This is a genomic window from Pseudomonas sp. Sample_24 (genome assembly GCF_004307605.1).
In the GTDB taxonomy this organism is placed as follows: domain Bacteria; phylum Pseudomonadota; class Gammaproteobacteria; order Pseudomonadales; family Pseudomonadaceae; genus Aquipseudomonas.
The window spans coordinates 1-20,858 of record NZ_RCNW01000239.1 but is presented as its reverse complement, the minus strand read 5'-3'; the positions used below and the strand labels follow the sequence as shown (position 1 = coordinate 20,858).

Annotated in this window: 20 protein-coding genes and 1 other RNA gene; 9 read left to right on the top strand and 12 right to left on the bottom strand. The window is 59.3% G+C overall.

Going from position 1 to position 20,858, the window contains the following annotated elements; genetic code table 11:
• The first annotated feature begins 26 nt into the window (after positions 1–26).
• From D8V06_RS13020 to pelG, 5 genes are read left to right on the top strand one after another with little or no spacing between them, the layout of a single operon-like run.
• On the top strand, positions 27–545 hold the full coding sequence (locus tag D8V06_RS13020; protein ID WP_056854938.1) for a hypothetical protein: 519 nt from the start codon (positions 27–29) through the stop codon (positions 543–545).
• Positions 546–550: 5 nt separating this feature from the next.
• A complete protein-coding gene (locus D8V06_RS13015) occupies positions 551–1,915 on the top strand; it encodes a PelD GGDEF domain-containing protein (protein WP_056854939.1) in 1,365 nt (454 codons plus the stop codon).
• Positions 1,893–2,882, top strand: coding sequence for a HEAT repeat domain-containing protein (locus D8V06_RS13010; protein ID WP_056854940.1), 990 nt, complete (start codon positions 1,893–1,895; stop codon positions 2,880–2,882). Before D8V06_RS13015 ends, D8V06_RS13010 begins: the two co-directional genes overlap by 23 nt.
• Complete coding sequence (pelF, locus tag D8V06_RS13005) at positions 2,879–4,393, top strand: GT4 family glycosyltransferase PelF (RefSeq protein WP_056854941.1); 1,515 nt, start codon at positions 2,879–2,881, stop codon at positions 4,391–4,393. The genes D8V06_RS13010 and pelF overlap by 4 nt, the downstream gene beginning before the upstream one ends.
• A complete protein-coding gene (pelG, locus tag D8V06_RS13000; protein WP_056854942.1) occupies positions 4,394–5,764 on the top strand; it encodes an exopolysaccharide Pel transporter PelG in 1,371 nt (456 codons plus the stop codon). It begins immediately after the preceding gene.
• A 75-nt stretch (positions 5,765–5,839) separates the two neighbouring features.
• Here the strand turns inward: pelG and D8V06_RS12995 are convergent, their stop codons facing one another.
• The 10 genes from D8V06_RS12995 to D8V06_RS12950 form a co-directional block, all read right to left on the bottom strand.
• Positions 5,840–6,307 carry a MarR family transcriptional regulator gene (locus tag D8V06_RS12995; protein WP_056854943.1) on the bottom strand — a complete coding sequence of 156 codons (468 nt, stop codon included), beginning with the start codon at positions 6,305–6,307 and terminating at the stop codon, positions 5,840–5,842.
• A 171-nt stretch (positions 6,308–6,478) separates the two neighbouring features.
• Entirely contained in the window at positions 6,479–6,931 is a 453-nt protein-coding gene (locus D8V06_RS12990; RefSeq protein ID WP_130931075.1) for an Ohr family peroxiredoxin, read from the bottom strand.
• A 60-nt stretch (positions 6,932–6,991) separates the two neighbouring features.
• Positions 6,992–7,444: an Ohr family peroxiredoxin gene (locus tag D8V06_RS12985; RefSeq protein ID WP_130931074.1), complete on the bottom strand. Its 453-nt coding sequence runs from the start codon at positions 7,442–7,444 to the stop codon at positions 6,992–6,994.
• Positions 7,445–7,893: 449 nt separating this feature from the next.
• Positions 7,894–8,290: a transfer-messenger RNA gene (gene ssrA / locus D8V06_RS12980) on the bottom strand.
• Positions 8,291–8,385: 95 nt separating this feature from the next.
• Complete coding sequence (locus D8V06_RS12975) at positions 8,386–8,661, bottom strand: hypothetical protein (protein ID WP_056854946.1); 276 nt, start codon at positions 8,659–8,661, stop codon at positions 8,386–8,388.
• 194 nt (positions 8,662–8,855) lie between these two features.
• Positions 8,856–11,666 carry an FAD-binding and (Fe-S)-binding domain-containing protein gene (locus D8V06_RS12970; RefSeq protein ID WP_130906229.1) on the bottom strand — a complete coding sequence of 937 codons (2,811 nt, stop codon included), beginning with the start codon at positions 11,664–11,666 and terminating at the stop codon, positions 8,856–8,858.
• Positions 11,663–12,334, bottom strand: a complete 672-nt coding sequence (locus tag D8V06_RS12965; protein ID WP_130906230.1) for a lactate utilization protein C — start codon at positions 12,332–12,334, stop codon at positions 11,663–11,665. Before D8V06_RS12965 ends, D8V06_RS12970 begins: the two co-directional genes overlap by 4 nt.
• Positions 12,331–13,788 (bottom strand): LutB/LldF family L-lactate oxidation iron-sulfur protein, encoded by a 1,458-nt coding sequence (locus D8V06_RS12960; RefSeq protein ID WP_130907433.1) that lies wholly within the window; start codon positions 13,786–13,788, stop codon positions 12,331–12,333. Before D8V06_RS12960 ends, D8V06_RS12965 begins: the two co-directional genes overlap by 4 nt.
• On the bottom strand, positions 13,785–14,609 hold the full coding sequence (locus D8V06_RS12955; protein ID WP_130906232.1) for a (Fe-S)-binding protein: 825 nt from the start codon (positions 14,607–14,609) through the stop codon (positions 13,785–13,787). The genes D8V06_RS12960 and D8V06_RS12955 overlap by 4 nt, the downstream gene beginning before the upstream one ends.
• 151 nt (positions 14,610–14,760) lie before the next feature.
• Complete coding sequence (locus tag D8V06_RS12950; RefSeq protein WP_056854951.1) at positions 14,761–16,455, bottom strand: lactate permease LctP family transporter; 1,695 nt, start codon at positions 16,453–16,455, stop codon at positions 14,761–14,763.
• A gap of 262 nt (positions 16,456–16,717) precedes the next feature.
• Between D8V06_RS12950 and D8V06_RS12945 the strand changes: the two genes are divergently transcribed.
• Positions 16,718–17,485: an FCD domain-containing protein gene (locus D8V06_RS12945; RefSeq protein ID WP_056854952.1), complete on the top strand. Its 768-nt coding sequence runs from the start codon at positions 16,718–16,720 to the stop codon at positions 17,483–17,485.
• 130 nt (positions 17,486–17,615) lie between these two features.
• On the opposite strand, the gene smpB is transcribed toward D8V06_RS12945, so the two are convergent.
• Positions 17,616–18,098 (bottom strand): SsrA-binding protein SmpB, encoded by a 483-nt coding sequence (gene smpB / locus D8V06_RS12940; RefSeq protein WP_007933497.1) that lies wholly within the window; start codon positions 18,096–18,098, stop codon positions 17,616–17,618.
• Positions 18,099–18,216: 118 nt separating this feature from the next.
• Between smpB and D8V06_RS12935 the strand changes: the two genes are divergently transcribed.
• Genes D8V06_RS12935 through D8V06_RS12925 form a run of 3 tightly spaced genes read left to right on the top strand, consistent with a single transcriptional unit; the run spans position 18,217 to position 20,369 of the window.
• Positions 18,217–19,620 (top strand): sodium-dependent transporter, encoded by a 1,404-nt coding sequence (locus D8V06_RS12935; protein WP_056854953.1) that lies wholly within the window; start codon positions 18,217–18,219, stop codon positions 19,618–19,620.
• Positions 19,621–19,627: 7 nt separating this feature from the next.
• The gene (locus D8V06_RS12930) at positions 19,628–20,062 is read left to right on the top strand and encodes a type II toxin-antitoxin system RatA family toxin (RefSeq protein WP_056854954.1); all 435 of its coding nucleotides are present in this window, start codon (positions 19,628–19,630) and stop codon (positions 20,060–20,062) included.
• The gene (locus D8V06_RS12925) at positions 20,055–20,369 is read left to right on the top strand and encodes an RnfH family protein (protein WP_130931073.1); all 315 of its coding nucleotides are present in this window, start codon (positions 20,055–20,057) and stop codon (positions 20,367–20,369) included. The genes D8V06_RS12930 and D8V06_RS12925 overlap by 8 nt, the downstream gene beginning before the upstream one ends.
• Before the next feature lie 61 nt (positions 20,370–20,430).
• Here the strand turns inward: D8V06_RS12925 and D8V06_RS12920 are convergent.
• Positions 20,431–20,858: outer membrane protein assembly factor BamE (locus tag D8V06_RS12920; RefSeq protein ID WP_130931072.1), on the bottom strand; the 428-nt coding region annotated here is incomplete at its 5' end.

Below are 20,858 nucleotides of genomic sequence, written 5' to 3'. Positions count from 1 at the left end.
ATGGAATTTCTACGGGAGAAAAACGTATGCAAGCAATTCGTAATCTGAGCCTGGCGCTGGCGGTCCTGGTCGTCGCCGGTTGTGCCAGTTTCACCGACGAAAGCAGCCCGAGCCTGCCGCGCACTGCGCAGTGGGGCATCGTGCCGATGGTCAACTATTCGCAGACACCACAGGCCGGTGAACGCAGCGAGCAAATTCTGCTCAGCGTCCTCAGCAGCCATGGCCTGCAGCCACGGGTTTACCCAGCCAGCACTCAGGGTGAGCAAGCGCTGATGGACGATAACGAGCGTCTGGCCGGTGCCCTGGATTGGGCGCGTGAGCAGAAGCTCGATTACGTGGTCGCCGGTAGCGTCGAAGAATGGCAGTACAAGAATGGCCTGGACGGCGAGCCGGCGGTAGGCATCAGCCTGCGCGTGCTGGATGCCGATAGCGGCCGGGTGCTCTGGAGCAAAAGCGGCGCGCGTGCCGGTTGGTCTCGTGAAAGCCTCGCGGGTACCGCGCAAAAGGTGCTCGACAAACTTGTTGGCGCCCTTACGTTCGAGTGATCGCAATGAATTCTCCACACATGGATTACAGCCTGGCGCCTCGCGCCAGCGGCCCGGTGTCTTGGCTGGAAACGTTCCTGGTAACCGGCCTGGTCATCGGCCTCGGCCTCTGGTTGACCCCGGACGACCCGATGCAGATGCACGGCGGGTTCCCTTGGCCGATTCTGGCGCCGCTGCTGTTGGGTGTGCGTTACGGTTTTGTGCGCGGTCTGCTCAGCGCCGGTTTGTTGGTTCTGGCCGTTTTCGCCCTGCGCTACAGCGGCCATGCCGGCTATGCGCAGCTTGAGCCGTCGTGGATAGTCGGCGTGCTGGTATGCGGCATGCTGGTGGGCGAGGTGCGCGATCTGTGGGAGCGACGCCTGGAGCGTCTGCAGATGGCCAACGATTATCGTCAGTACCGTCTCGATGAGTTCACCCGTGCGCATCAGATTTTGCGGGTCTCCCATGACCGCCTGGAACAGCGTGTGGCGGGTAGCGACCAGAGCTTGCGCAGCTCGCTGCTGGGCCTGCGCGAAAAACTGCGGGTGATGCCCGAGCATGGCGATGCCCTGGCGGCATTGGCCGACCCGATCGTTGCCGTGCTTGGACAGTACGGCGCGCTGCGGGTGGCCGGGTTGTATCGAGTCGACGAGCGCGGTGAGCGAGTGTTGCCGGCGCCGCTGGCAACCATCGGCGTCATGGGCTCGCTGGACACCGAGGACGGACTGGTCAAGTTGTGCCTGGAGCGAGGTGAGTTGGTCAGCGTACGTCAGGAATTGATCGATGCCGGTGGCTCGGCGCAATTCTCGTCGCTGCAGGCCTGCATTCCGTTGATCGATGCCGAAGGGCGTCTGCTGGCGGTGCTGGCGGTGCGACAGATGCCGTTCTTTGCCTTCCAGGATCGCACGCTGAGCCTGCTGGCGCTGTTGGCCGGTCACATCGCCGACCTGCTGTTGCGTGACGTGCAAGTGCTGCAATTGGTCGATGCCGACGCGCAGCACTTCACACTGCAACTCAAGCGTTCACTGGTCGACGTCGAACAGCACCAGTTGTCTGCCGGACTGTTCGCCTTCGAAATGACCCGTTCCAACGAAGAACTGACGCGCCTGCTGGAACGCAGCCAGCGCGGTCTGGATTTGCACTTGCCGCTGCGCAACAACCGCGATCACCAGTTGCTGCTGGTGCTCTTGCCGTTGACCAGTCCGCAAGGCACTGAGGGCTATCTGTCGCGTATCAACCTGCTGGTGCATGAACACTTCGGCATTGAAAGTGACTTGGACAGCCTCGGCGTGCGGGTCATGCCGTTCAACCTGGAGCCTGATGATCACAACGGGCTGCGTAACTTCCTGTTCAACGAGTGTGGTCTGAATGATCAGCAAGTGGCTGTTTAGCGGAGCCTTGTTGTTAGAGGCGGGCAGTTGGGCCAGTTTGTGGGTCGACGCGCCCGAGGCGCATCAATTGCTGGTGTTCACCCTCACTCACGGTTTGGCCAGCGTGCTGTTGTGTGGCGCGGTCTGGTTGCTGTTGCCGGCGCGTTACCGTTCGCCCCTGCCGTGGAGCCCGCTGTTCATTTTCAGCCTGGCGTTCTTCGTGCCGGTGCTCGGGACCGTGGGCGTGGTCGCGGCGATCTTCCCGGCGCTGTACCTGCCACGCAAACGCGACAAGCAGGCCTGGCAAGCGGTGGGCATTCCGAGCCTGCCGTATCGGGCGCAGATGCAATTGCATTCGCCGATCTTCGCCGATGGCGGTTTGCAGGATGTCTTGCGTCATGCACCGGATCCGGATCAACGTCTGGCTGCATTGCTGGCCACCAAACGCATGCCTGGCAAGGAAGCGGTGCCGATTCTCAAACTGGCACTGGGCGACCCGAGCGACGATGTGCGGCTGCTGGCCTACTCAATGCTCGACAAGCAGGAAAGCGACATCAACCTGCGTATCCAGATTGCCCTCGGCCAACTGCACGGCGCCTCGACCAAGGCCGCCGGTGTGCTGCATGGCACCCTGGCGCGTTGGTATTGGGAGCTGGCGTACCTGGGGCTGGCGCAGGGCAGCGTGCTCGAACACGTCCTCAACCAGGCCAGCGAACATGCCGAACAAGGTCTGCAGGCGGGTGAGGGCGGTGAGCTGTTTCTGTTGGCCGGGCGTATTGCCCTGGAACGCGGCGACATCGAGCGCGCCGAAGTGTTGCTGACCCAGGCCCAGGAAAACGGCATGGGCGCGGCGCAGATTCTGCCGTTCCACGCCGAACTGGCTTTCGAGGCCGGTCGCTACCATGAAATTCCGGGGTTGCTTGCAAGCCTTCCCGAGAAAACCCGCCAGCGACCCCCCTTCGCTGATCTGGTGAGGAGCTGGACATGAGTCACAAGGAAGAGGCGCCGATCGCCGACATCTGCCTGCTGCTCGAAGGTACCTGGCCTTATGTGCGTGGCGGCGTGTCGAGCTGGATTCACCAGATGATCCTCGGCCTGCCGGAGCTGACGTTCTCGGTAATGTTCATCGGCGGGCAACGTTCAGCCTATCCCGAACGCCGCTATCAAGTACCGTCGAACGTGCTGCACATCGAGGAAGTGTTCCTCGAGGACGCGACCCATACGACAAATACCCGGGGCACGCCGCGCGAGGCCGACCTGCAAACACTGGAAGACCTGTATCGCTTCCTGCATCACCCGGACGCGCCCGAGCCGGCACTGGGCGAAAACCTGCTCGAGTGTATCGCGCAAGGCCACTTGACCCTCGACGACGTGCTGCGCAGCCGTGCCAGTTGGGAGGCGTTGAGCGAAGGCTATCGCCTGCATTGCGCCGACCCGTCGTTCATCAACTATTTCTGGACCCTGCGTTCGATGCAGTCACCGTTGCTGATGCTCGCCGAGTCATCGCGCCGGATGCCGCGGGCGCGGGTGCTGCATTCGATTTCCACCGGTTACGCCGGGTTGTTGGGGTGCATCCTCAAGCAGCGCTGGAACTGCACTTACCTGCTCAGCGAGCATGGGATCTACACCAAGGAACGCAAGATCGACCTGGCCCAGGCCAGCTGGATCGCCGAGAGCTCCGGCCAGGCGCTCAACCGCAGCCTTGATGCCGGCTCGGGCTATATCCGGACCTTGTGGGTGCGTTTTTTCGAGCGTATCGGTCAACTGACTTACAACAGCGCCGACAACATCATTTCGCTGTATGACGGCAACCGCCAGCGGCAAATCAAGGACGGCGCCGACCCGGTCCGTACCCAGGTCATTCCCAACGGCATCGACCTGCCGCAGTGGACCACCGCCCTCCAATCCCGTGCGCCCGGCATTGCCCCGGTGGTGGGGCTGATCGGTCGTGTGGTGCCGATCAAGGACGTGAAGACGTTCCTGCGGGCCATGCGCGGCGTGATCAGCGCCATGCCCGAGGCCGAAGGCTGGATCGTCGGCCCGGAAGAGGAAGACCCGGAATACGTCAGCGAATGCCGCAGCCTGATGGCCAGCCTGGGGCTGGAAGGCAAGGTGCATTTCCTTGGCTTCCAGCGCATCCAGGAGATCCTGCCCCAGCTCGGGCTGATGGTCCTGACCTCGATCAGCGAGGCGCAACCGCTGGTGATTCTCGAAGCCTGGGCTGCCGGTACGCCGGTGGTCAGCAGTGACGTGGGCTCGTGCCGGGAAATGATCGAAGGTGGCAGTCCAGAGGACCGCGACCTGGGCCTGGCCGGCAAAGTCGTGGCCATTGCCGACCCGCAGGCCACCAGCGTGGCCATCCTCGAACTGCTGCGCAGTCCGCAACGCTGGCAGGCGGCTCAGGCCAGCGGCTTGTTGCGGGTCAACCGTTACTACACCGAAGCCTTGATGCTGCAGCGTTATCGCGACTTGTATCAAGCCGCCATGGAGAACAGTTAAATGGCCGGGATTGGCTTCGAACTTCGCAAGATCCTGTCGCGCGATTCCTATACCGCGACCTTGCATGCCTACGTCTATGCCGGGCTGATCAGCTCCGGTCCCTGGGTGCTGTCGATCATCAGCGTGATGCTGGTGGGTATCATCAGCCTGAGCCGTGTCGTGCCCAATACGCTGGTGGGACAGTTCCTGGTGACGGTGACCTACCTGATGGCCAGTTCGCTGATCATTACGGGCGGCTTGCAGCTGTTTTTCACCCGGTTCGTTTCCGACCGGCTGTTTGAGAACAAGCACGACCAGATCCTGCCCAACCTGGTGGGCGTGCTGTTGATGGTCACCATCGGTGCCGGTGTCCTGGGTATCGTCGTGCTGAGCGTGCTGTTCGACCAGCCGCTGATGTACCGGCTGCTGGTGCTGTCGAACTTCGTGGTGCTGTGCAATCTGTGGATGGTGATCATCTTCCTCTCGGGGATGAAAGCTTATAACCGCATCCTGCTGGTGATGCTGGTGGGCTACACACTGATGGTCATCAGTGCGTATCTGCTGAGCTTCCTGGGCATAGCGGGCCTGCTGTTGGCGTTGTTGATCGGGCACAGTACGTTGCTGTTCCTGTTTCTCTACGACATCCTGCGCGAATACCGAGCCGAGAAACTGGTGGCCTTCGATTTTCTTGACCGGCGCCACGTGTTTGTCAGCCTGCTGGTGACCGGGTTTTTCTATAACTTTGGCATCTGGATCGACAAATTCATCTTCTGGTTCAACCCCGGCACCTCGAACGTCGTGATAGGTCCACTGCGGGCGTCAATCCTGTACGACTTGCCGATCTTCCTCGCCTACCTGGCGATCATTCCGGGGATGGCGGTGTTTCTGGTGCGCATCGAAACCGATTTTGCCGAGTGGTATGACCGGCTGTTCCGGGCTATCCGCGAAGGCGAGACCCTGCAGCACATCAGTTCGCTGAAGACCGAGATGACCTTGTCCATTCGCCAAGGCCTGCTGGAAATCTGCAAGGTGCAGGGGCTGACCGTGGTGCTGCTGTTCCTGTTTGCTCCGCGTCTGCTGGATTGGCTGGGCATCTCCAGCTATTACCTGCCGCTGTTCTACATTGACCTGATCGGCGTGAGCATCCAGGTGGTGTTCATGGCGTTGCTCAACGTGTTCTTCTACCTCGACAAGCGCGCCGTGGTCCTGGAGCTGTGCGTGATCTTCGCCGTGTTGAACGCCGGTTTGACGCTACTGAGCATGCACCTTGGCCCGAGCTTCTTTGGCTACGGCTTCACCCTCTCGCTGCTGGTGTGCGTGTTGTTGGGGCTGCATCGATTGTCCACCGCGCTGGAAGACCTCGAGTACGACACCTTCATGTTGTCGCGCTGAAGCATTCTGGCGGTACGAAAAAAGGCACTGTCGATTACCGGCAGTGCCTTTTTTTGTCAGGCTTTAAGCTGTCGTCTACTCAGCCTCGTGACGATCTTTTGTCGTGCGGATAAGGTTGTTGCGCAGCTTCACAATGGCCTGCTGCATTTGCACGAAATCGTCAGGATCAAGACCGGTTTGCGGGAAGCCGTCCTCGCTCAGTTCTTCACGCAGTTTTCGTCCCTCTTTCGTCAGGCTGATACGCACCTGGCGTTCGTCTTCCGGGTCGCGTTGGCGCAGCAAATAACCCATCGCTTCCAGTTTTTTCAGAATCGGCGTGAGGGTGTTGGATTCAAGGAACAGCTTTTCGCCGAGGCTGCCAACGGTCTGGTCATCCTGCTCCCACAGCGCAACGAGGGTGATGAATTGCGTGTAGGTCAAGCCCATTCGTTCGAGCATGGGTTTGTAAGCCTTGCCGAAGGCAAGGTTGGAAGAATAAACCGCAAAGCACAAAAACTCGGAAAGCTTCAGGTCGAGAGCGGATGTCTTGTCAGTGGATTTCATGCGCATTCTCTCTGGGCAAGGACGGATGGGTTGCAAGTCTTGACTATACATCGCATGCGATGGTGTCGGAAGTGCTCAGACCTTGGCGTATCGTCCACTGTGACCGGTGATTGAAGCCGGTGGCCGGTCCAGCGGGAGAACAACACCCTGGCGGACCGGCCGTGGACAGCGTTACGCGGTCTGGACGTTGATGGCGACATCAATGTTGCCGCGTGTTGCCTTGGAGTACGGGCAGATGGCATCGGCGTTGTGTGCCAGTTCGGTGGCGATTTCGTGTGACAGGCCGGGTACGCGCAGGGTCAGTCGAGCCTGGAGGAAGTAGGCTGCGCCGGTCTGGCCCAGATCGACTTCGATGTCGACGGCGGTATCGGCCGGTAGCGTCACCTTTAACTGCTGCGCCGCCAGACCTACTGCGGCGATGTAGCAGGCCGACCATGCCCCGGCGAACAGTTGCTCGGCTTTCGGGTGCGGCTGCACACCGGTGAATACATGCGCTGGCGTGGCGCTGCCGGGGGACGACAATGCAATGTCGAGGCTGCCGTTATGCCCGCGCGTGGTAGTGCCAGCGCTGTTCAGGGTGGTGTGGGTTTTGCCGGTGGCCAGTACTTTTTCGATCTTGCTCATGATGATGTCCTCAGGTTTTCAGTTATTAAATTCGTGTGCGCTAACATCGCATGCGATGTTTTAGGCGGTAATAACGCTCAGGGCAACGTCGATATTGCCGCGTGTAGCTTTGGAGTACGGGCAGATGGAGTCGGCGATATGTGCCAGTTCGGTCGCGACGTCGTGGGCCAGCCCCGGTACGCGCAGGGTCAGCCGGGCTTGAAGGAAGTAAGCCGGTCCGGTCTGGCCGAGGTCGATTTCGATGTCGACGGCCAGGTCTGCCGGCAGTGCGATGTTGCGCTCTGCCGCGACCAGGCCAACCGCTGCGGTGTAGCAGGCCGACCATGCCCCGGCGAACAATTGCTCGGCTTTCGGATGCGGTTGGGTGGCGGCAAACACATGAGCCGGCTGAGTCGAGCCGGGGGACGACAGCTCGATGTCGAGATTGCCGTTATGGCCACGCGAGGTGGTGCCAGCGTTGCTCAGGGTAGTATGGGTTTTACCGGTAGCCAGTACTTTCTCGATCTTGCTCATGGGACGGTTCCTCCAAGGGTTGCATTCTATGCGATAACATCGCATGCGATTTGTTTGATGCGGTAAACGATCTATTGATTGCCTGTTGCTGTGATCCAGTTGTTGCCGTTGTGGCCATTGGAAGCGTGGAAGGTCGAATTGATCTGGGTCTGGCGGCTTCCGGTGTTCATGGCTGAATCTCCAACGGCAATGGGCTGATGTTGTTGGTCGCTTTCGATTAGATCGTATGCGATGTGATAATAATCTGCCGAAGCCTCAACAATGTCAAAGATTATTTTCTGCCCCGACGATGAACGGTGGCACGGGCATCCTGTGAAAAACGCCAAGCGTCGCCCGGCCCATGCCGCGAGGATGCGGCGTAGAGCCTTTCGAGGATTATTGACATTGGGGGAGGAGGCTGAATTTCAGGCACAAAAAAAGACGTCCGAGGACGTCTTTAGATGATGAAGTGGTGGAGCCGGGGGGATTTGAACCCCCGTCCGCCAGTACTCCGCTGTCGGTACTACATGCGTAGCCGTGTCTATTAAGTTAACCCTCAGCGACCCGACGGGCAGGGTGCTTTGGGCGAGTTGTGTAAGTTTTAGCCGCTTCGTCCACAACGTACTGCACGGCGATTCTGTTCTATATGACAATCACTTTGGGTTTACAGACATCCCCTGGTGATTGCTGGACCCGAAGGTACCAGAAGCTCAGGGCTAAGGCTGCTTACGCAGCGAGAGCGAATTCCTGGCCGTAGTTTTCGTCATTGGCAACTATAAGAAGTTGCAACAGTGGATTTACGAGTTCTGTTACCAACTCGGCATGCACCTAAAGTTTCGCAACCGGCGTCGAATCCTAAACGGCCCCGAACTCATTGCTCGTGAAACGGGTGAGCAACAAGCACGAACAGTCTACGACATTGTGGCCCGGAAGGCCAACCCGAAGGTTGGCCGCACCTGGCATCAGTTCCGCGTTGGGTTTCGAATCTGCATTTTGGTAATGATACCGCTGGAAATCTCTACGCAATCCTTGTCGTTGCCTGCCGCCTGGGCTGCCTTGGCTTTTGTCTGCGCTGCTTTGACGCTGTCCAGAGTGCCTTCCGGAATGGAGGGCGCACTGTTGACGAAGTCATCAATGGTTTGAAGGTTATCGGTACACAGGTCTTTATCCGCCGCAAACACCGGCGACGCCAACATTGCAGCAGCGATGAACATTCCAGCAATTGCAGAGTGCTTCATGGGTATCTCCTTGCGCATGTGGGCTCGGTGCTGCCGATAACGCGGGCTGCTGGCCGAGGTGGTTATAAGCTCCTTTCAAAGAGCCTAGTCAAATGACTATAGCCGCGCGCAGGAATTCGGTTTTTTTTTCGGGTTGATGATGGTGTTGCAAAGCAAAAAGGGGCGAAAACACCCCTTTTACGCAAGCCGCCTGTTCAAACCGGACGCGCTTGCGTCACGCGGTCCACGAGGTAAACCAATCCGTGATAATCGATCCCGCCATGCTGGCTCAGGCCGATTTCACAGGTGCGACTGGTAGAGATGCCTTCTTCGCAGTACTGCACGGCGTCTTTCAACGTGCGCAGCGAGTGAGCATTGAGTTCTGGCGTCGTGAAGCCCTTGTCACCGGCAAAGCCGCAGCAGTGAATCCCTTCCGGGATGACCACGTTGTTGCTGCACCTGCGCGCCAGATCGATCAATGCCTGGCTTTCGCCCAAGTGCTGGGTGCTGCAGGTGACATGTACCGCGATCGGCGCCTCTTGTGGGATGAAGTCCAGTCGATCCATCAAATGCGTGCGGATGAAACGCACCGGGTCGTACAGGTCAAGGCGCACGTCGCCCAGATCCTGAGTCAAGCGCAAGGTGCAGGGGCTGGTGTCGCAGTAGATCGGATCGAGCCCGCCACGGCTGGCGTGGAGCAGGGCACCGATCAGTTCCTGGCGTTTGTGTTCGGCCTGTTCGGCATAACCCTTGGAAGCGAACGGCTGGCCGCAGCAGAGATTGTCCAGATTGTCCGGGAAGACCACCTGATAACCGGCTTTTTCCAGCAGGCCACGGGTTTTGTCGTACAGCGACATTTGTTCTTTGTCGCCGGCCGCCGGCCCCATAGCGCGTGAAACGCAGGCTGCCAAATACACCACGCGCGGGCGTTCGTCGGTCACCGATGGGCTGAAGCGAATGGCTTTTTCCGGCTGCGGCATGGCGCTGGTCCATTGCGGGACCTGGCCTTTGGACAAGCGGGTCAGCGTTGCCGACAACTTTGCCAATCGTGGCGCGCCCAGCAACATTCTTGCGCCGTTGGCTACATGCAGTGTGAAGCGCGCGCCTTGCATGGCTGTGGCGAAATTGCCTTCCAGCCAATTGGCGGTTTTCGTATGAGTGGCGTGTTGGCCGCGAAGCTTTTTCACCAGCTCGCCGGTGTTGATTCCCACGGGGCAGCGTTGCGCACACAGACCGGTCGCGGCACAGGTGTCGATGCCCTGGTATTCATAAGCCGCTTCAAGTTCACGGGTATCGACACCGGCGCGTTTCTTCGCCTGGATATCGCGCCAGATCACGATGCGCTGGCGTGGGCTCAAGGTCAGGCCTTTCGACGGACAAACCGGCTCGCAGAACCCGCACTCGATGCACTTATCCACAATCTCGTCGGCGGCCGGCAAGGGTTTCAAGTGCTTGAGGTGGATTTGCGGATCTTCGCTGAGCACCACGTCCGGATTGAGAATGCCATTGGGATCGAGCAGACGCTTGAGCTGCCACATCAGTTGATAGGCATCGCTGCCCCATTCCAACTCAACGAATGGCGCCATGTTGCGCCCGGTACCGTGTTCAGCCTTCAACGAGCCGCCGAACTCCACCGCGACCAGTTGCGCGACGTCGTCCATGAACGCCTGGTAGCGTGCGACTTCTTCCGGGCTGTTGAAGCCCTGAGTGAAGACGAAGTGCAGATTGCCTTCCAGTGCGTGTCCGAAAAGGATCGCTTCGTCGTAGTGATGTTTGTCGAACAACTCGATCAGGCGATTGACGCCGATGGCCAGTTGTTCCACCGGGAAGGTCACGTCTTCGATGATTACCGTGGTTCCGGTTTTGCGCACCGCACCGACGGCGGGGAAGGTGTCCTTGCGGATCGCCCAGAGACGGGCGTTTTCCAGCGGATCTTCGGTGAAGTCGACTTGCTTCTCCACCGGGAACGACGCCAGCGACGCCATGATCTGCGCCAGTTGTTCATGCAGCAAAGTGGACGACGCTGCGCGGGATTCGATTAGCAGGGCGCAAGCATTGTTCGACAAATGTTGTACGAAAGCGGGCATGCCGGGTTTGCTTTGCACCGAGCGCAGACTGCGCCGGTCCAGGAGTTCTACTGCCGACACCGGTTGGCTTTTCAGCACGGTGACCGCGTTGCAGCAGGTTTCCACATCCGGGAACACAATCAGCGCCGACGCCTTGTTAGGGTGATCGATCACCGTGTCGTAGGTCACTGCGCTGATGAAGCCGAGTGTGCCTTCGGAACCGACCAGCAAGTGGCTCAAGATATCCACAGGTTCGTCGTAATCCACCAGGGCGTTGAGTGACAGACCGGTGGTATTTTTCAGACGGTATTTGTGGCGAATCTTTGCCGCCAGTTCGGCATTGGCGCGGGTCTCGCGGCCTAGCGTCGCCAAGCGTTCAAGCAGCTCTGCATGGCTTTGCCGAAACGCCGCGACACTGGTGGCATCTTCAGTGTCGAGACGGCTGCCATCGGCTAGAACCAGACGAATGCCGGCCAGCGTGTGATAGGTGTTTTGCGCCGTGCCACAGCACATGCCGCTGGCATTGTTGGCGACGATGCCGCCGATCTTGCAGGCATTGATCGATGCCGGGTCCGGTCCGATCTTGCGCCCGAACGGCGCAAGCCAGGCATTGGCTTGTGCTCCGATTACGCCGGGTTGCAGACGAATCTGCGTACCTTGGCCGCGGATCTCACGACCGTTCCAGTTATCCCCAAGGACGATCAGCACTGAGTCGCTGATGGCTTGCCCGGACAGGCTGGTGCCGGCGGCGCGGAAGGTCACCGGCACCTGATCGCGCTGGGCCAGTTTCAGCAGCGCTACCACTTCATCTTCGGATTCGACGCGGATCACCAGTTGCGGGATCAGCCGATAGAAACTGGCATCGGTGCCGAAAGCCAGGGTCGACAACGGGTCGTCGAAGCGCCGTTCGCAGGGAATCAGTTGCTGTGCATCACGCAGGAAAGCGGCCGGTAAAGTCATTGATCCTCCAGGATCAGCACCACCAGGTCTTTCGGACCGTGGGCGCCGTAGGCCAGCACTTGTTCAATGTCAGCGGTTTTCGACGGGCCGGACACCAGCAGGGCATTGGTCGGCATGCCCTGCGCCCACTCGAACTCCTGCTGGACCTGATAAAAATTGTCGCGGATTTCACTGGCCTTGAGCAGGGCGAAATGCACCGGTGGCGCCAGGCTCATCAATCGCGGTTCTTCCCGTGTCGGCCAGATGATCAGGCTGCCGGTCGCGGCGATGGCGCCGAGGGTCGTAGTCAGACTCGCCGGAGTGTCGTTGAACAGCTCGGCTTTCCACTCTTCGACCGGTCGATCATAGGCCTTGAGTGCCGGCAGATCAGGATTTTTCTCCCAGTGCTGTACGACACGCTGCCCGTGGGGTGTGGTCGGTGCAATCAACAGGCTCGGTAATTGGCGATCCTTCAATAATTGCCCAAGCAACTCAGGCCAGCCTTCAGCCGACGTCAGGTGGATTTCCGTGTGCACCGCTTCCATCAGTTTGCGCAGTTGCGGGATGCGCTGTTCCGGTGCGTAGGTGTAAGGCTGCGTCACCAGATCGACATCGAAGTTGTCAGCCACCGGTGTGGTGCCTGTCAGGCTTTTGCGCAGTTTGGCGAGGATGTTTTGCTTGGCGCTCATCGACGGTCTCCCTGTTTGGCCAAATGTTCGCGCGCCATGTCATGCAGTGAGCGGGCAGCGGGTTTCGGTGCGCTGTGGTTTTGCGTCCATGGGCCGACATTGTCCGGCACAAGGGCGCGCAGGCGCGTCGCGGCAAAACCGAACAGGCGATACAGCGTCGGTGAGCTATTGAGCTTCGCCCAGGCGTTCCAGATGAACCGCTCCTTGCGCGAGTATTTGCTGCCCTGGCCGCGCATCACATGGTGTGGGCTGTCCGGGGCTTTGACGTTCTCTTCCCGAAGACGACGGAGTAACGCCGGGATCGGAATTTTTACCGGACATACCTCGCCGCACGCTCCGCACAGGGAAGAGGCGCTCGGATGATCCGGGACTTTCGCCAGGCCAACCATGTGCGGGGTGATGATTTTTCCGATAGGGCCGGGGTAGACCTCGCCATAGGCATGGCCGCCGATTCGGGTATAGACCGGGCAATGATTCATACAGGCGCCACAGCGAATGCAGTTCAGGGTCTGGCGCAGTTCGCTGTCGGCAAAGGCCTGGCTGCGACCATTGTCGAGCAGCACCAGGTGCACTTCCTGCGGGCCGTCGAGCTCATGTGCCTTGCGCGGGCCGGAAATCATGTTGACGTAGGTGGTGATCGGAATTCCCAACGCCGAGCGTGTCAGCAATGACAGCAGGGGCACCACATCGCGCAGGTTTTCCACAACCTTTTCGATGCCGGTCACGGCGATGTGCACCGGTGGCACGGTGGTGGTCATGCGGCCGTTGCCTTCGTTTTCCACAAGCAGCAGGGTGCCGGTTTCAGCCACGGCGAAGTTGACACCGGAAACGCCGATGTCCGCTTCGAAGAACTTCTGCCGCAGGACTCTGCGACCGATCTGAATGAGTTGGTCAACGTCCTTGGTGTATTCCACTCCAAGCTTGTCGTGGAACAAGGACGCGACCTGACCGGCGTTCTTGTGGATCGCCGGCATGATTATGTGTGAAGGCTTCTCGTGGTCGAGCTGGACGATGTACTCGCCCATGTCCGATTCCAGGCATTCAATGCCCTGTTCAGCGAGGACGTGGTTCATCTCCATTTCTTCGCTGACCATCGATTTACCCTTGATCACTTGCCGCCCCTCGTGAGCGCGGATGATCGAAAGGACGATGCCATTGGCTTCGTCCACCGTTTCCGCCCAGTGCACTGTCACACCGTTGCGGGTCAGGTTCTGTTCAAGTTGCTCGAGCAGCTCGGGCAACTTCGATAAAGCACGGGCGCGGACGGCATTGCCCAGCGCGCGTAAATGTTCCCGCTCATGGGCATCGCTGAAAGCCGCGGCCCGTTTGGTCATCAGTGAATCCATCGCCTTGCGGAAGTTGCCCCGCAATTGCGCATCATCCAAGGCCTCGTGAGCCCGGGTGCGGAAATCCTCTTCTACAGCGACCGTAGGAATAATCTCGGCGGCGCTCATTGGGCACCTCCGGTACGTTGCCAGAGGAAACTCGCCAGATGCTGACCGCGTAACGCTTCCTGCTGTTTTTCCAGTGAGCCGTTGATGTTCATCAGGCAACCGCAGTCGGCGCTGAGTACCTTGTGCGCGCCGGACTCCTTCAGCGATCGGGTCTTGTCAGCCACCATCGCGCCGGAAATGTCTGGCATACGGACGCTGAAAGTCCCACCGAAGCCACAGCATTCGCTTTCATGGCTGTGGTCGACTCGCTCCACATTGCTCAGCTGCGACAACAGCTCACGGCCGTGCAGGTGGGTGTTCATTTCACGGCGTGCCGAACACGACGTGTGCAACGCTACTTTTACCGGTTCACCGCTATCCTTGAGCTGCACCTTGCAGACGAACAGCAGGAACTCGGTGAGCTCATAGGTCCTGGCCGCCAAGGCCTCGACCTGTTTCAACGTGTCCGGCTCGTCCTTGAACAAGTCGGCATAGTGTTCGCGCAACATGCCGGCACAGGAACCCGACGGCACCACCACCGGATAATCCCCGGCAAATAGCGCCAGCTGCGAGCGCGCCACTGTCCGGGCCTGCTCGGTATAACCCGAGGTGTACGCCGGTTGACCGCAACAGCTTTGCCCTTGCGGGTACTCGACACGGATCCCTTCGCGCTCCAGTAGATGGATCGCGTCCATTCCGGCTTGCGGGTAGAACAAGTCCACTACGCAGGTCCCGAACAGGTACACCCGCTGCGGTTTCTCGCTGGGGTATTGCCGAGGCTCGGGCAGTGGCGGGGCGACACGGGTCGCATTCGGCACAGCGTTGTAAAAAAGCTCGCTCATCAGGCGTGTCTCCGGGTGGGCCCGGTTATCCGTCCGCTGAGGCCGCTGAATATAGAGTGAGATTCTTTCAGCAGCCTTACAGACCGGGTTGTGAATAGCTGACGCCGGAATCGTGGTCCGGCGTCGGTTTTTTCCGTATCGGTTGTGGCTTTTAGTGCACCAGCATGCCGGTGAACCAATAGGCCTGAGCCAGCGTGATCAAGCCGACAATCGTGGCAAAGAACAGGCTGTGCTTGAGGGTGAAGCGGAACAGGTCCGACTCCTTGCCCACCAGCCCGGTCGCGGCGCAGGCCACGGCGATCGATTGCGGTGAGATCATCTTGCCGGTCACGCCGCCACTGGTGTTCGCTGCCACCAGCAAGGTGTCGTTGACGCCGATCTGGTGGGCGGTGGTCGCTTGCAACGAACTGAACAGTGCGTTGGACGAGGTATCGGAACCGGTCAGGAACACACCGAGCCAACCGAGGAACGGTGAGAAGAACGGGAAGGCTGCACCCGTGCCGGCCAACACCAGGGCCATGGTCGACGACATGCCCGAGTAGTTGGTGACGAAGGCGAACGCCAGCACCATGCCGATGGACAGAATCGGCCACCGCAGTTCGTAGAAGGTCTCTTTAAAAGTGGTCAGACCAGTTTTGAGGTTGATCTTCAGAACCAGCATCGAGATCAGTGCGGAGAAGAAAATCGCCGTGCCGGTCGCGGAAATCGGATCAAGCTTGAACACGGCTGGAATGGCAGTCGGGTTAGCCACAATCGGTGCAACCTTGATCACCATCTGATCAAGGTGCGGGATAGCGAAATTGAACACGAAGCTGTACATCGAACCGCCGGCGGCAAACATCGCCTTGAACGGCTTCAAGGTCCAGATGGTCACCAGCACGGTCAGAATCAGGAACGGCGACCACGCCTTGATGATTTCCCCGAGGCTGTAGGGCGATGCCAGGGTGGTGCGCTTCTGGCCGAAACCACCGGCGCTGGCGCTGACCACGGAAGCCGATACGGCCCCGACGATGTGCTGGCCGGCGGCGCGTTTTGGCTGCCAGACTTTCAGGAACAGGGTCAGGGAGATCAGGCTGGCCAGGGCCGAAGTGATGTCCGGCAGTTCCGGGCCGATGAAGTTCGACGTGAAGTATTGAGTCACGGCGAAGCTCAAGCCGGCAACCAGAGCGGCGGGCCAGGTTTCGCGAACGCCGCGCAGGCCATCCATCATGAACACCAGCCAGAACGGCACGAACAGCGACAGCAGCGGCAGCTGGCGACCGGTCATGGCGCCGATCTTGAACGCGTCGATGCCGGTCACTTGCCCGGCGACGATGATCGGAATCCCCAGGGCGCCGAAAGCTACCGGCGCGGTGTTTGCGATCAGGCACAGGCCCGCGGCGTACAACGGGTTGAAACCCAGGCCGACCAGCAGAGCGGCGGTAATCGCCACCGGTGCACCGAAACCGGCCGCACCTTCAAGAAACGCGCCGAAGCAGAAGCCGATCAACAGCACTTGCAGACGCTGGTCGTCAGTGATCGACAGCACCGAGCTGCGTATCACTTCGAACTGCCCACTTTTGACCGTCAGTTTGTAAAGAAAAACAGCGGCCACGATGATCCACGCAATCGGCCAAAGGCCATAGGCGAAACCATACCCTGCGGCTGCGAAAGCCATGTCGACCGGCATCTGGAAGGCAAAAATCGCCACCAGGATCGACAAGGCCAGCGTGATGCTACCGGCAACGTGCCCCTTGAGACGGAACACGGCCAGAGCCAGGAAGAAAAACACGATAGGTATAACGGCCGCGAGCGCGGATAAACCGAGGCTTCCGAGCGGGCTGTAGAGCTGTTGCCAGGTTTGCATATGGGGTGGCCCCTAATTGTTGTTGGTCAGGCACTGATCAGCGTTCTTGGATAATTGGTAATACCAATTTACAATCGCTGTTGGCTAGGGTAAAAGCCTTGTAGGCGGTGTGTCAATTTGCCGCCCTAAAACTTTTGTCGAATACCGGGACTGCAATGGGCTGCGTTGTGCGGATTCAGGTGCTGTATGGCAGGTGCCGATACGGCGGCAATGGGCCAGAATAGAGCGCCGGCGCGCCGTCGGATCTTGGAGAAGGTGAGTTATGGGGTTTGATCAGATTCGTCAGCGCCGTTTGTCTGACGATATTGTCGAGCAGCTCGAGGGCATGATCCTTGAGGGTACGTTGAAGGCGGGTGAGCGCTTGCCGGCCGAGCGCGCGCTGGCCGAACAGTTCGGTGTCTCACGCCCTTCTTTGCGCGAGGCGATACAAAAGCTGACGGCCAAGGGCTTGCTGGTAAGCCGTCAGGGCGGCGGTAATTACGTGGTGGAGTCGTTGGGCACGACGTTCAGTGACCCTCTACTGCATTTGCTAGAGAGTAATCCCGAGGCTCAGCGCGATCTGCTGGAGTTCCGCCACACTCTGGAAGCGTCCTGTGCGTATTACGCGGCGTTGCGCGCCACGGATGTCGACCGCGAGCGCCTGACCGCCGCGTTCAATGAGTTGCAGGACTGCTATTCGCGTCACGATGAAGTGAGTCGGGCGGAAGAGGGCGCGGCCGATGCGAAATTTCATCTGGCGATCGCCGAGGCCAGTCATAACGCTGTTTTGCTGCATACCATTCGCGGACTGTTCGATTTGCTCAAGCGCAACGTCGTGACCAATATCGGCGGCATGTACAAGCAGCGCACCGAAACTCGCGACATGTTGATCACGCAACACCGAGAGTTGTATCAGGCGATCATCGAGGGGCGGGCCGAACAGGCGAGGGAAGTCTCCAGTCGTCACATTCTGTATGTGCAGGAGGTGTTGGAGGAGGTGCGCCAGGAAGTGCAACGCGTTGCGCGGGCGGAGCGGCGCAAGGGGATGTAGTCGGTATGATCATTCCCACGCTCAGCGTGGGAATGAATCCCGTGACACTCCGCGTCACAAAGCGGACGCAGAGCGTCCATCGCTGCATTCCCACGCGGAGCGTGGGGAACGATCAACTCAGGCAGAAAAATCAGTCTTCCTTGCCCTTGTTGCGCACCGCACGCTGCAATTCGCGACCGGCGTCGCGCTCGCGCTCGGTGTCGCGCTTGTCGTATTCCTTCTTGCCCTTGCCCAGTGCGATCTCGCACTTGACCATGTGCTTGCTCCAATACCAGGACAGGCACACGCAGGCGTAACCCTTCTGCTGCACAGCGGCGGCGAGCTTCTCCAGCTCGCGTCGGTTGAGCAGCAATTTACGGGTGCGGACCGGATCAGCGATGACGTGGGTGCTGGCCGTCGTCAGGGGCGTAATGTGACTGCCGAGCAGCCAGGCTTCGCCATCCTTGAGCAGCACATAACTGTCAACCAGCTGCAGCTTGCTTGCCCGCAGACTTTTTACTTCCCAGCCGGCCAGGACCAGACCAGCCTCGAACTTATGCTCGATGAAGTAATCGTGTCGCGCCTTTTTATTTTGCGCGATGGTCCCTGTTGGGTGTTTCTTCTGTTTAGCCATAGGGGCGGCATTATAGGGAGTTGCACGCGAGTCGGCTACGGTGTTGCTACGTGCTTGAGCAGGTTGAGTGAATCCCGGACAATGCGCGCTCTTTTTCGAACGCTTGGGCGTGATAACGATGTCGACAGACAAGGTTTCTGTCCACGGCAGTTGGGCTAGCCGCTGGGTCTTCATACTCGCCGCGACCGGTTCGGCCGTGGGCTTGGGTAGTATCTGGAAATTCCCCTATATGGTTGGCGTCTATGGCGGCGGCGCTTTCGTACTGATGTTCCTGGCCTGTATCGCGCTGATCGGTGTGCCGGTCATGCTCGCAGAAACCCTCATCGGCAGACGCGCCCGGCAGAGTCCGGCCAATGCCCTGAAGGTGCTGGCGCTGGAGGCGGGGCATTCAGCCAAGTGGTCGTGGGGGGCATTCGCCGGGATGATCACGGCGTTGCTGATCCTGTCTTTTTACAGCGTGGTGGGCGGCTGGTCGCTGGACTACATCATCGACATGGGGCGTGGCGACTTCCAGGGCGCGACGCCCGATCAGGTGGGCGCTTACTTCGGCGCGGTGATCGCCGATCCATGGCGGCTGACACTTTGGCACACAGTTTTCATGCTGTTGTCGGCAGTGGTGATTGCCAAGGGTGTGGTTGCCGGGCTTGAGCGCAGCTTGCGGATCATGATGCCCTTGCTGTTCGTGATGGTGATTGTTCTGCTGGGTTACAGCATGACTACCGGGCATTTCATGGAAGGCGTGCATTTCATGTTCGACTTCCATCCGGAAAAAGTCCTCGACGGCTTGCTGCCGGCCATGGGGCACGCATTCTTTTCCCTGAGCGTCGGGGTTGGTTCGATCATGATCTACGGTGCTTATATGCCGAAGAGCTCGTCGATTTCCGGAACCATCGTTGGGGTGGCGCTGCTTGATACCTTTGTTTCCCTGGTGGCTGGTCTGGCGCTGTTTCCGATCGTGTTCGCCGCGGGCCTGAATCCGAGCGAAGGCCCTGGCCTGATGTTTGTCAGCCTGCCATTTGCCTTTGGCAACGTAGCGTTTGGTCAGTTGATGGGCGTAGTGTTCTTCGTTCTGGTCGCGATTGCTGCCTGGAGTTCGGCGATCTCGCTGCTCGAACCGATGGTGGCTTACCTGGTCGAGCGCTCGAAAATCAGTCGCGCCTGGGTCACCTTCTGGCTGGCGTTCACTTGCTGGTTTGTTGGTCTGGGCACAGTGTTTTCCTTCAATATCTGGAAGGAAGCCAAGTTTTTCGTGAACGAAGGCGGGTTGTTCCACCTCTACCAGTGGGGGGCGACAGGCGGCCTCGACTTCTTCGGCGTGATCGATTTCTTCACCTCGCGGATCATGCTGCCACTCGGTGGGTTGTGTTTCGTGGTGTTTGCAGGCTGGGTGATGGGTCGTGACGCGGTGCGTGAAGAGTTGTCGATTCGTAATCCGGCGTTGTTCGCTTTGTCCTTGTTCTTGATGCGCTATGTGGCGCCCATCGGCATTCTCGTAGTGTTTGCCGCCCAGCTCTGGAAGTGACGCTGACATGACGACACACATTTCTCGTTCAGCCCTGCTGCCATATCCGGCGCAAGCGCTTTATGACCTGGTCAACGACGTGGCGCGGTATCCGGAATTCCTCCCATGGTGCTCATCGGCTGAAGTTCTGGAGAGTTCCGCCGAACACATGCGCGCCAGCGTCGGTGTTGCCAAGGGCGGGCTCAGCCAGCATTTCGTGACGCGTAATACCCTGGTCCCCGGTCAGTCGATCGAAATGAACCTTGAAGAAGGGCCGTTCACCCAGTTGCACGGTGTCTGGGTGTTCAAGCCATTGGGCGATAAAGCCTGCAAGATCAGCCTGGACCTGTCCTTTGATTATGCGGGGCCAATTATTCGTGCCACCTTGGGGCCTTTGTTCAACCAGGCGGCCAATACGCTGGTGGATGCATTCTGCCAGCGGGCGAAGCAAATGCATGGTTGAGGTAATGATTGACGTTGAGGTCGTGTACGCCGCTGTAGATCGTCAGGTTCTCATGCCTGTCGCGGTGCCGGAGGGAACGACCATTCGCGCCGCACTGTTGAAATCCGGGATCGGCCAGGTGTTTGCCGAACTGGATCTGACCGAGTGCCCGGTGGGCATATTCGGCAAGGTGATTGTCGATCCCGATACGCGAGTGGTTCAGTCGGGAGATCGAATCGAGATCTATCGGCCGCTGCTGGCCGATCCCAAGGAAGTTCGGCGACTGCGCGCTGCGAAGGCGGCAGAGGCCAAAGCCAAGAATCAATGAGTGACAAAATGAACAGGCAATAAAAAACCCGGACCAGCCGGGTTTTTTATTGCGTCGCAAATTATTGCGGCGAGGTGTCCAGTGGTTCTGGCGTTGGGACCGGAACGGTTTCTACGCCGTCGACATCCTTTTGAATCTGATCCAGCAACGAACCTGGCTTGACCGGTTTCTCCGGCTTCGGCTTCTCGACGTTTTCTGCCGGAGCGGTGACCGTGGTGCCACTGTCCTTGCCGAGAATCGCTTCATCGCGGCTCACGCCTGGCATGAAATCGCCAGAAAGGCTGACAAGCTGATCATTAGGGTTGAAGATAACGCTAATGCGTTCCTGTTGGCGTTCACCGCCCCCGGGTTGCAGGCTGTACAGGTAATCCCAGCGATCGGCATGGAACGTGTCGGTCAGCAGAGGGTTGCCCATGATAAACCGTACTTGCTTGCGGGTCATTCCCGGGCGTAACTGGTCTATCATGTCCTGCGTGACGACATTGCCCT

What these genes read in the sequence shown, in the direction of transcription:
- D8V06_RS12975 (WP_056854946.1), bottom strand. Translation starts at nt 8,661, where the DNA reads ATGAAGCACTCTGCAATTGCTGGAATGTTCATCGCTGCTGCAATGTTG.
- D8V06_RS12970 (WP_130906229.1), bottom strand. Translation starts at nt 11,666, where the DNA reads ATGACTTTACCGGCCGCTTTCCTGCGTGATGCACAGCAACTGATTCCC.
- D8V06_RS12995 (WP_056854943.1), bottom strand. Translation starts at nt 6,307, where the DNA reads ATGAAATCCACTGACAAGACATCCGCTCTCGACCTGAAGCTTTCCGAG.
- pelG (WP_056854942.1), top strand. Translation starts at nt 4,394, where the DNA reads ATGGCCGGGATTGGCTTCGAACTTCGCAAGATCCTGTCGCGCGATTCC.
- smpB (WP_007933497.1), bottom strand. Translation starts at nt 18,098, where the DNA reads ATGGCTAAACAGAAGAAACACCCAACAGGGACCATCGCGCAAAATAAA.
- D8V06_RS12985 (WP_130931074.1), bottom strand. Translation starts at nt 7,444, where the DNA reads ATGAGCAAGATCGAGAAAGTACTGGCTACCGGTAAAACCCATACTACC.
- D8V06_RS12955 (WP_130906232.1), bottom strand. Translation starts at nt 14,609, where the DNA reads ATGAGCGAGCTTTTTTACAACGCTGTGCCGAATGCGACCCGTGTCGCC.
- D8V06_RS12945 (WP_056854952.1), top strand. Translation starts at nt 16,718, where the DNA reads ATGGGGTTTGATCAGATTCGTCAGCGCCGTTTGTCTGACGATATTGTC.
- D8V06_RS13010 (WP_056854940.1), top strand. Translation starts at nt 1,893, where the DNA reads ATGATCAGCAAGTGGCTGTTTAGCGGAGCCTTGTTGTTAGAGGCGGGC.
- D8V06_RS13020 (WP_056854938.1), top strand. Translation starts at nt 27, where the DNA reads ATGCAAGCAATTCGTAATCTGAGCCTGGCGCTGGCGGTCCTGGTCGTC.
- D8V06_RS12930 (WP_056854954.1), top strand. Translation starts at nt 19,628, where the DNA reads ATGACGACACACATTTCTCGTTCAGCCCTGCTGCCATATCCGGCGCAA.
- D8V06_RS12925 (WP_130931073.1), top strand. Translation starts at nt 20,055, where the DNA reads ATGGTTGAGGTAATGATTGACGTTGAGGTCGTGTACGCCGCTGTAGAT.
- D8V06_RS12965 (WP_130906230.1), bottom strand. Translation starts at nt 12,334, where the DNA reads ATGAGCGCCAAGCAAAACATCCTCGCCAAACTGCGCAAAAGCCTGACA.
- D8V06_RS13015 (WP_056854939.1), top strand. Translation starts at nt 551, where the DNA reads ATGAATTCTCCACACATGGATTACAGCCTGGCGCCTCGCGCCAGCGGC.
- D8V06_RS12990 (WP_130931075.1), bottom strand. Translation starts at nt 6,931, where the DNA reads ATGAGCAAGATCGAAAAAGTACTGGCCACCGGCAAAACCCACACCACC.
- pelF (WP_056854941.1), top strand. Translation starts at nt 2,879, where the DNA reads ATGAGTCACAAGGAAGAGGCGCCGATCGCCGACATCTGCCTGCTGCTC.
- D8V06_RS12935 (WP_056854953.1), top strand. Translation starts at nt 18,217, where the DNA reads ATGTCGACAGACAAGGTTTCTGTCCACGGCAGTTGGGCTAGCCGCTGG.
- D8V06_RS12960 (WP_130907433.1), bottom strand. Translation starts at nt 13,788, where the DNA reads ATGAGCGCCGCCGAGATTATTCCTACGGTCGCTGTAGAAGAGGATTTC.
- D8V06_RS12950 (WP_056854951.1), bottom strand. Translation starts at nt 16,455, where the DNA reads ATGCAAACCTGGCAACAGCTCTACAGCCCGCTCGGAAGCCTCGGTTTA.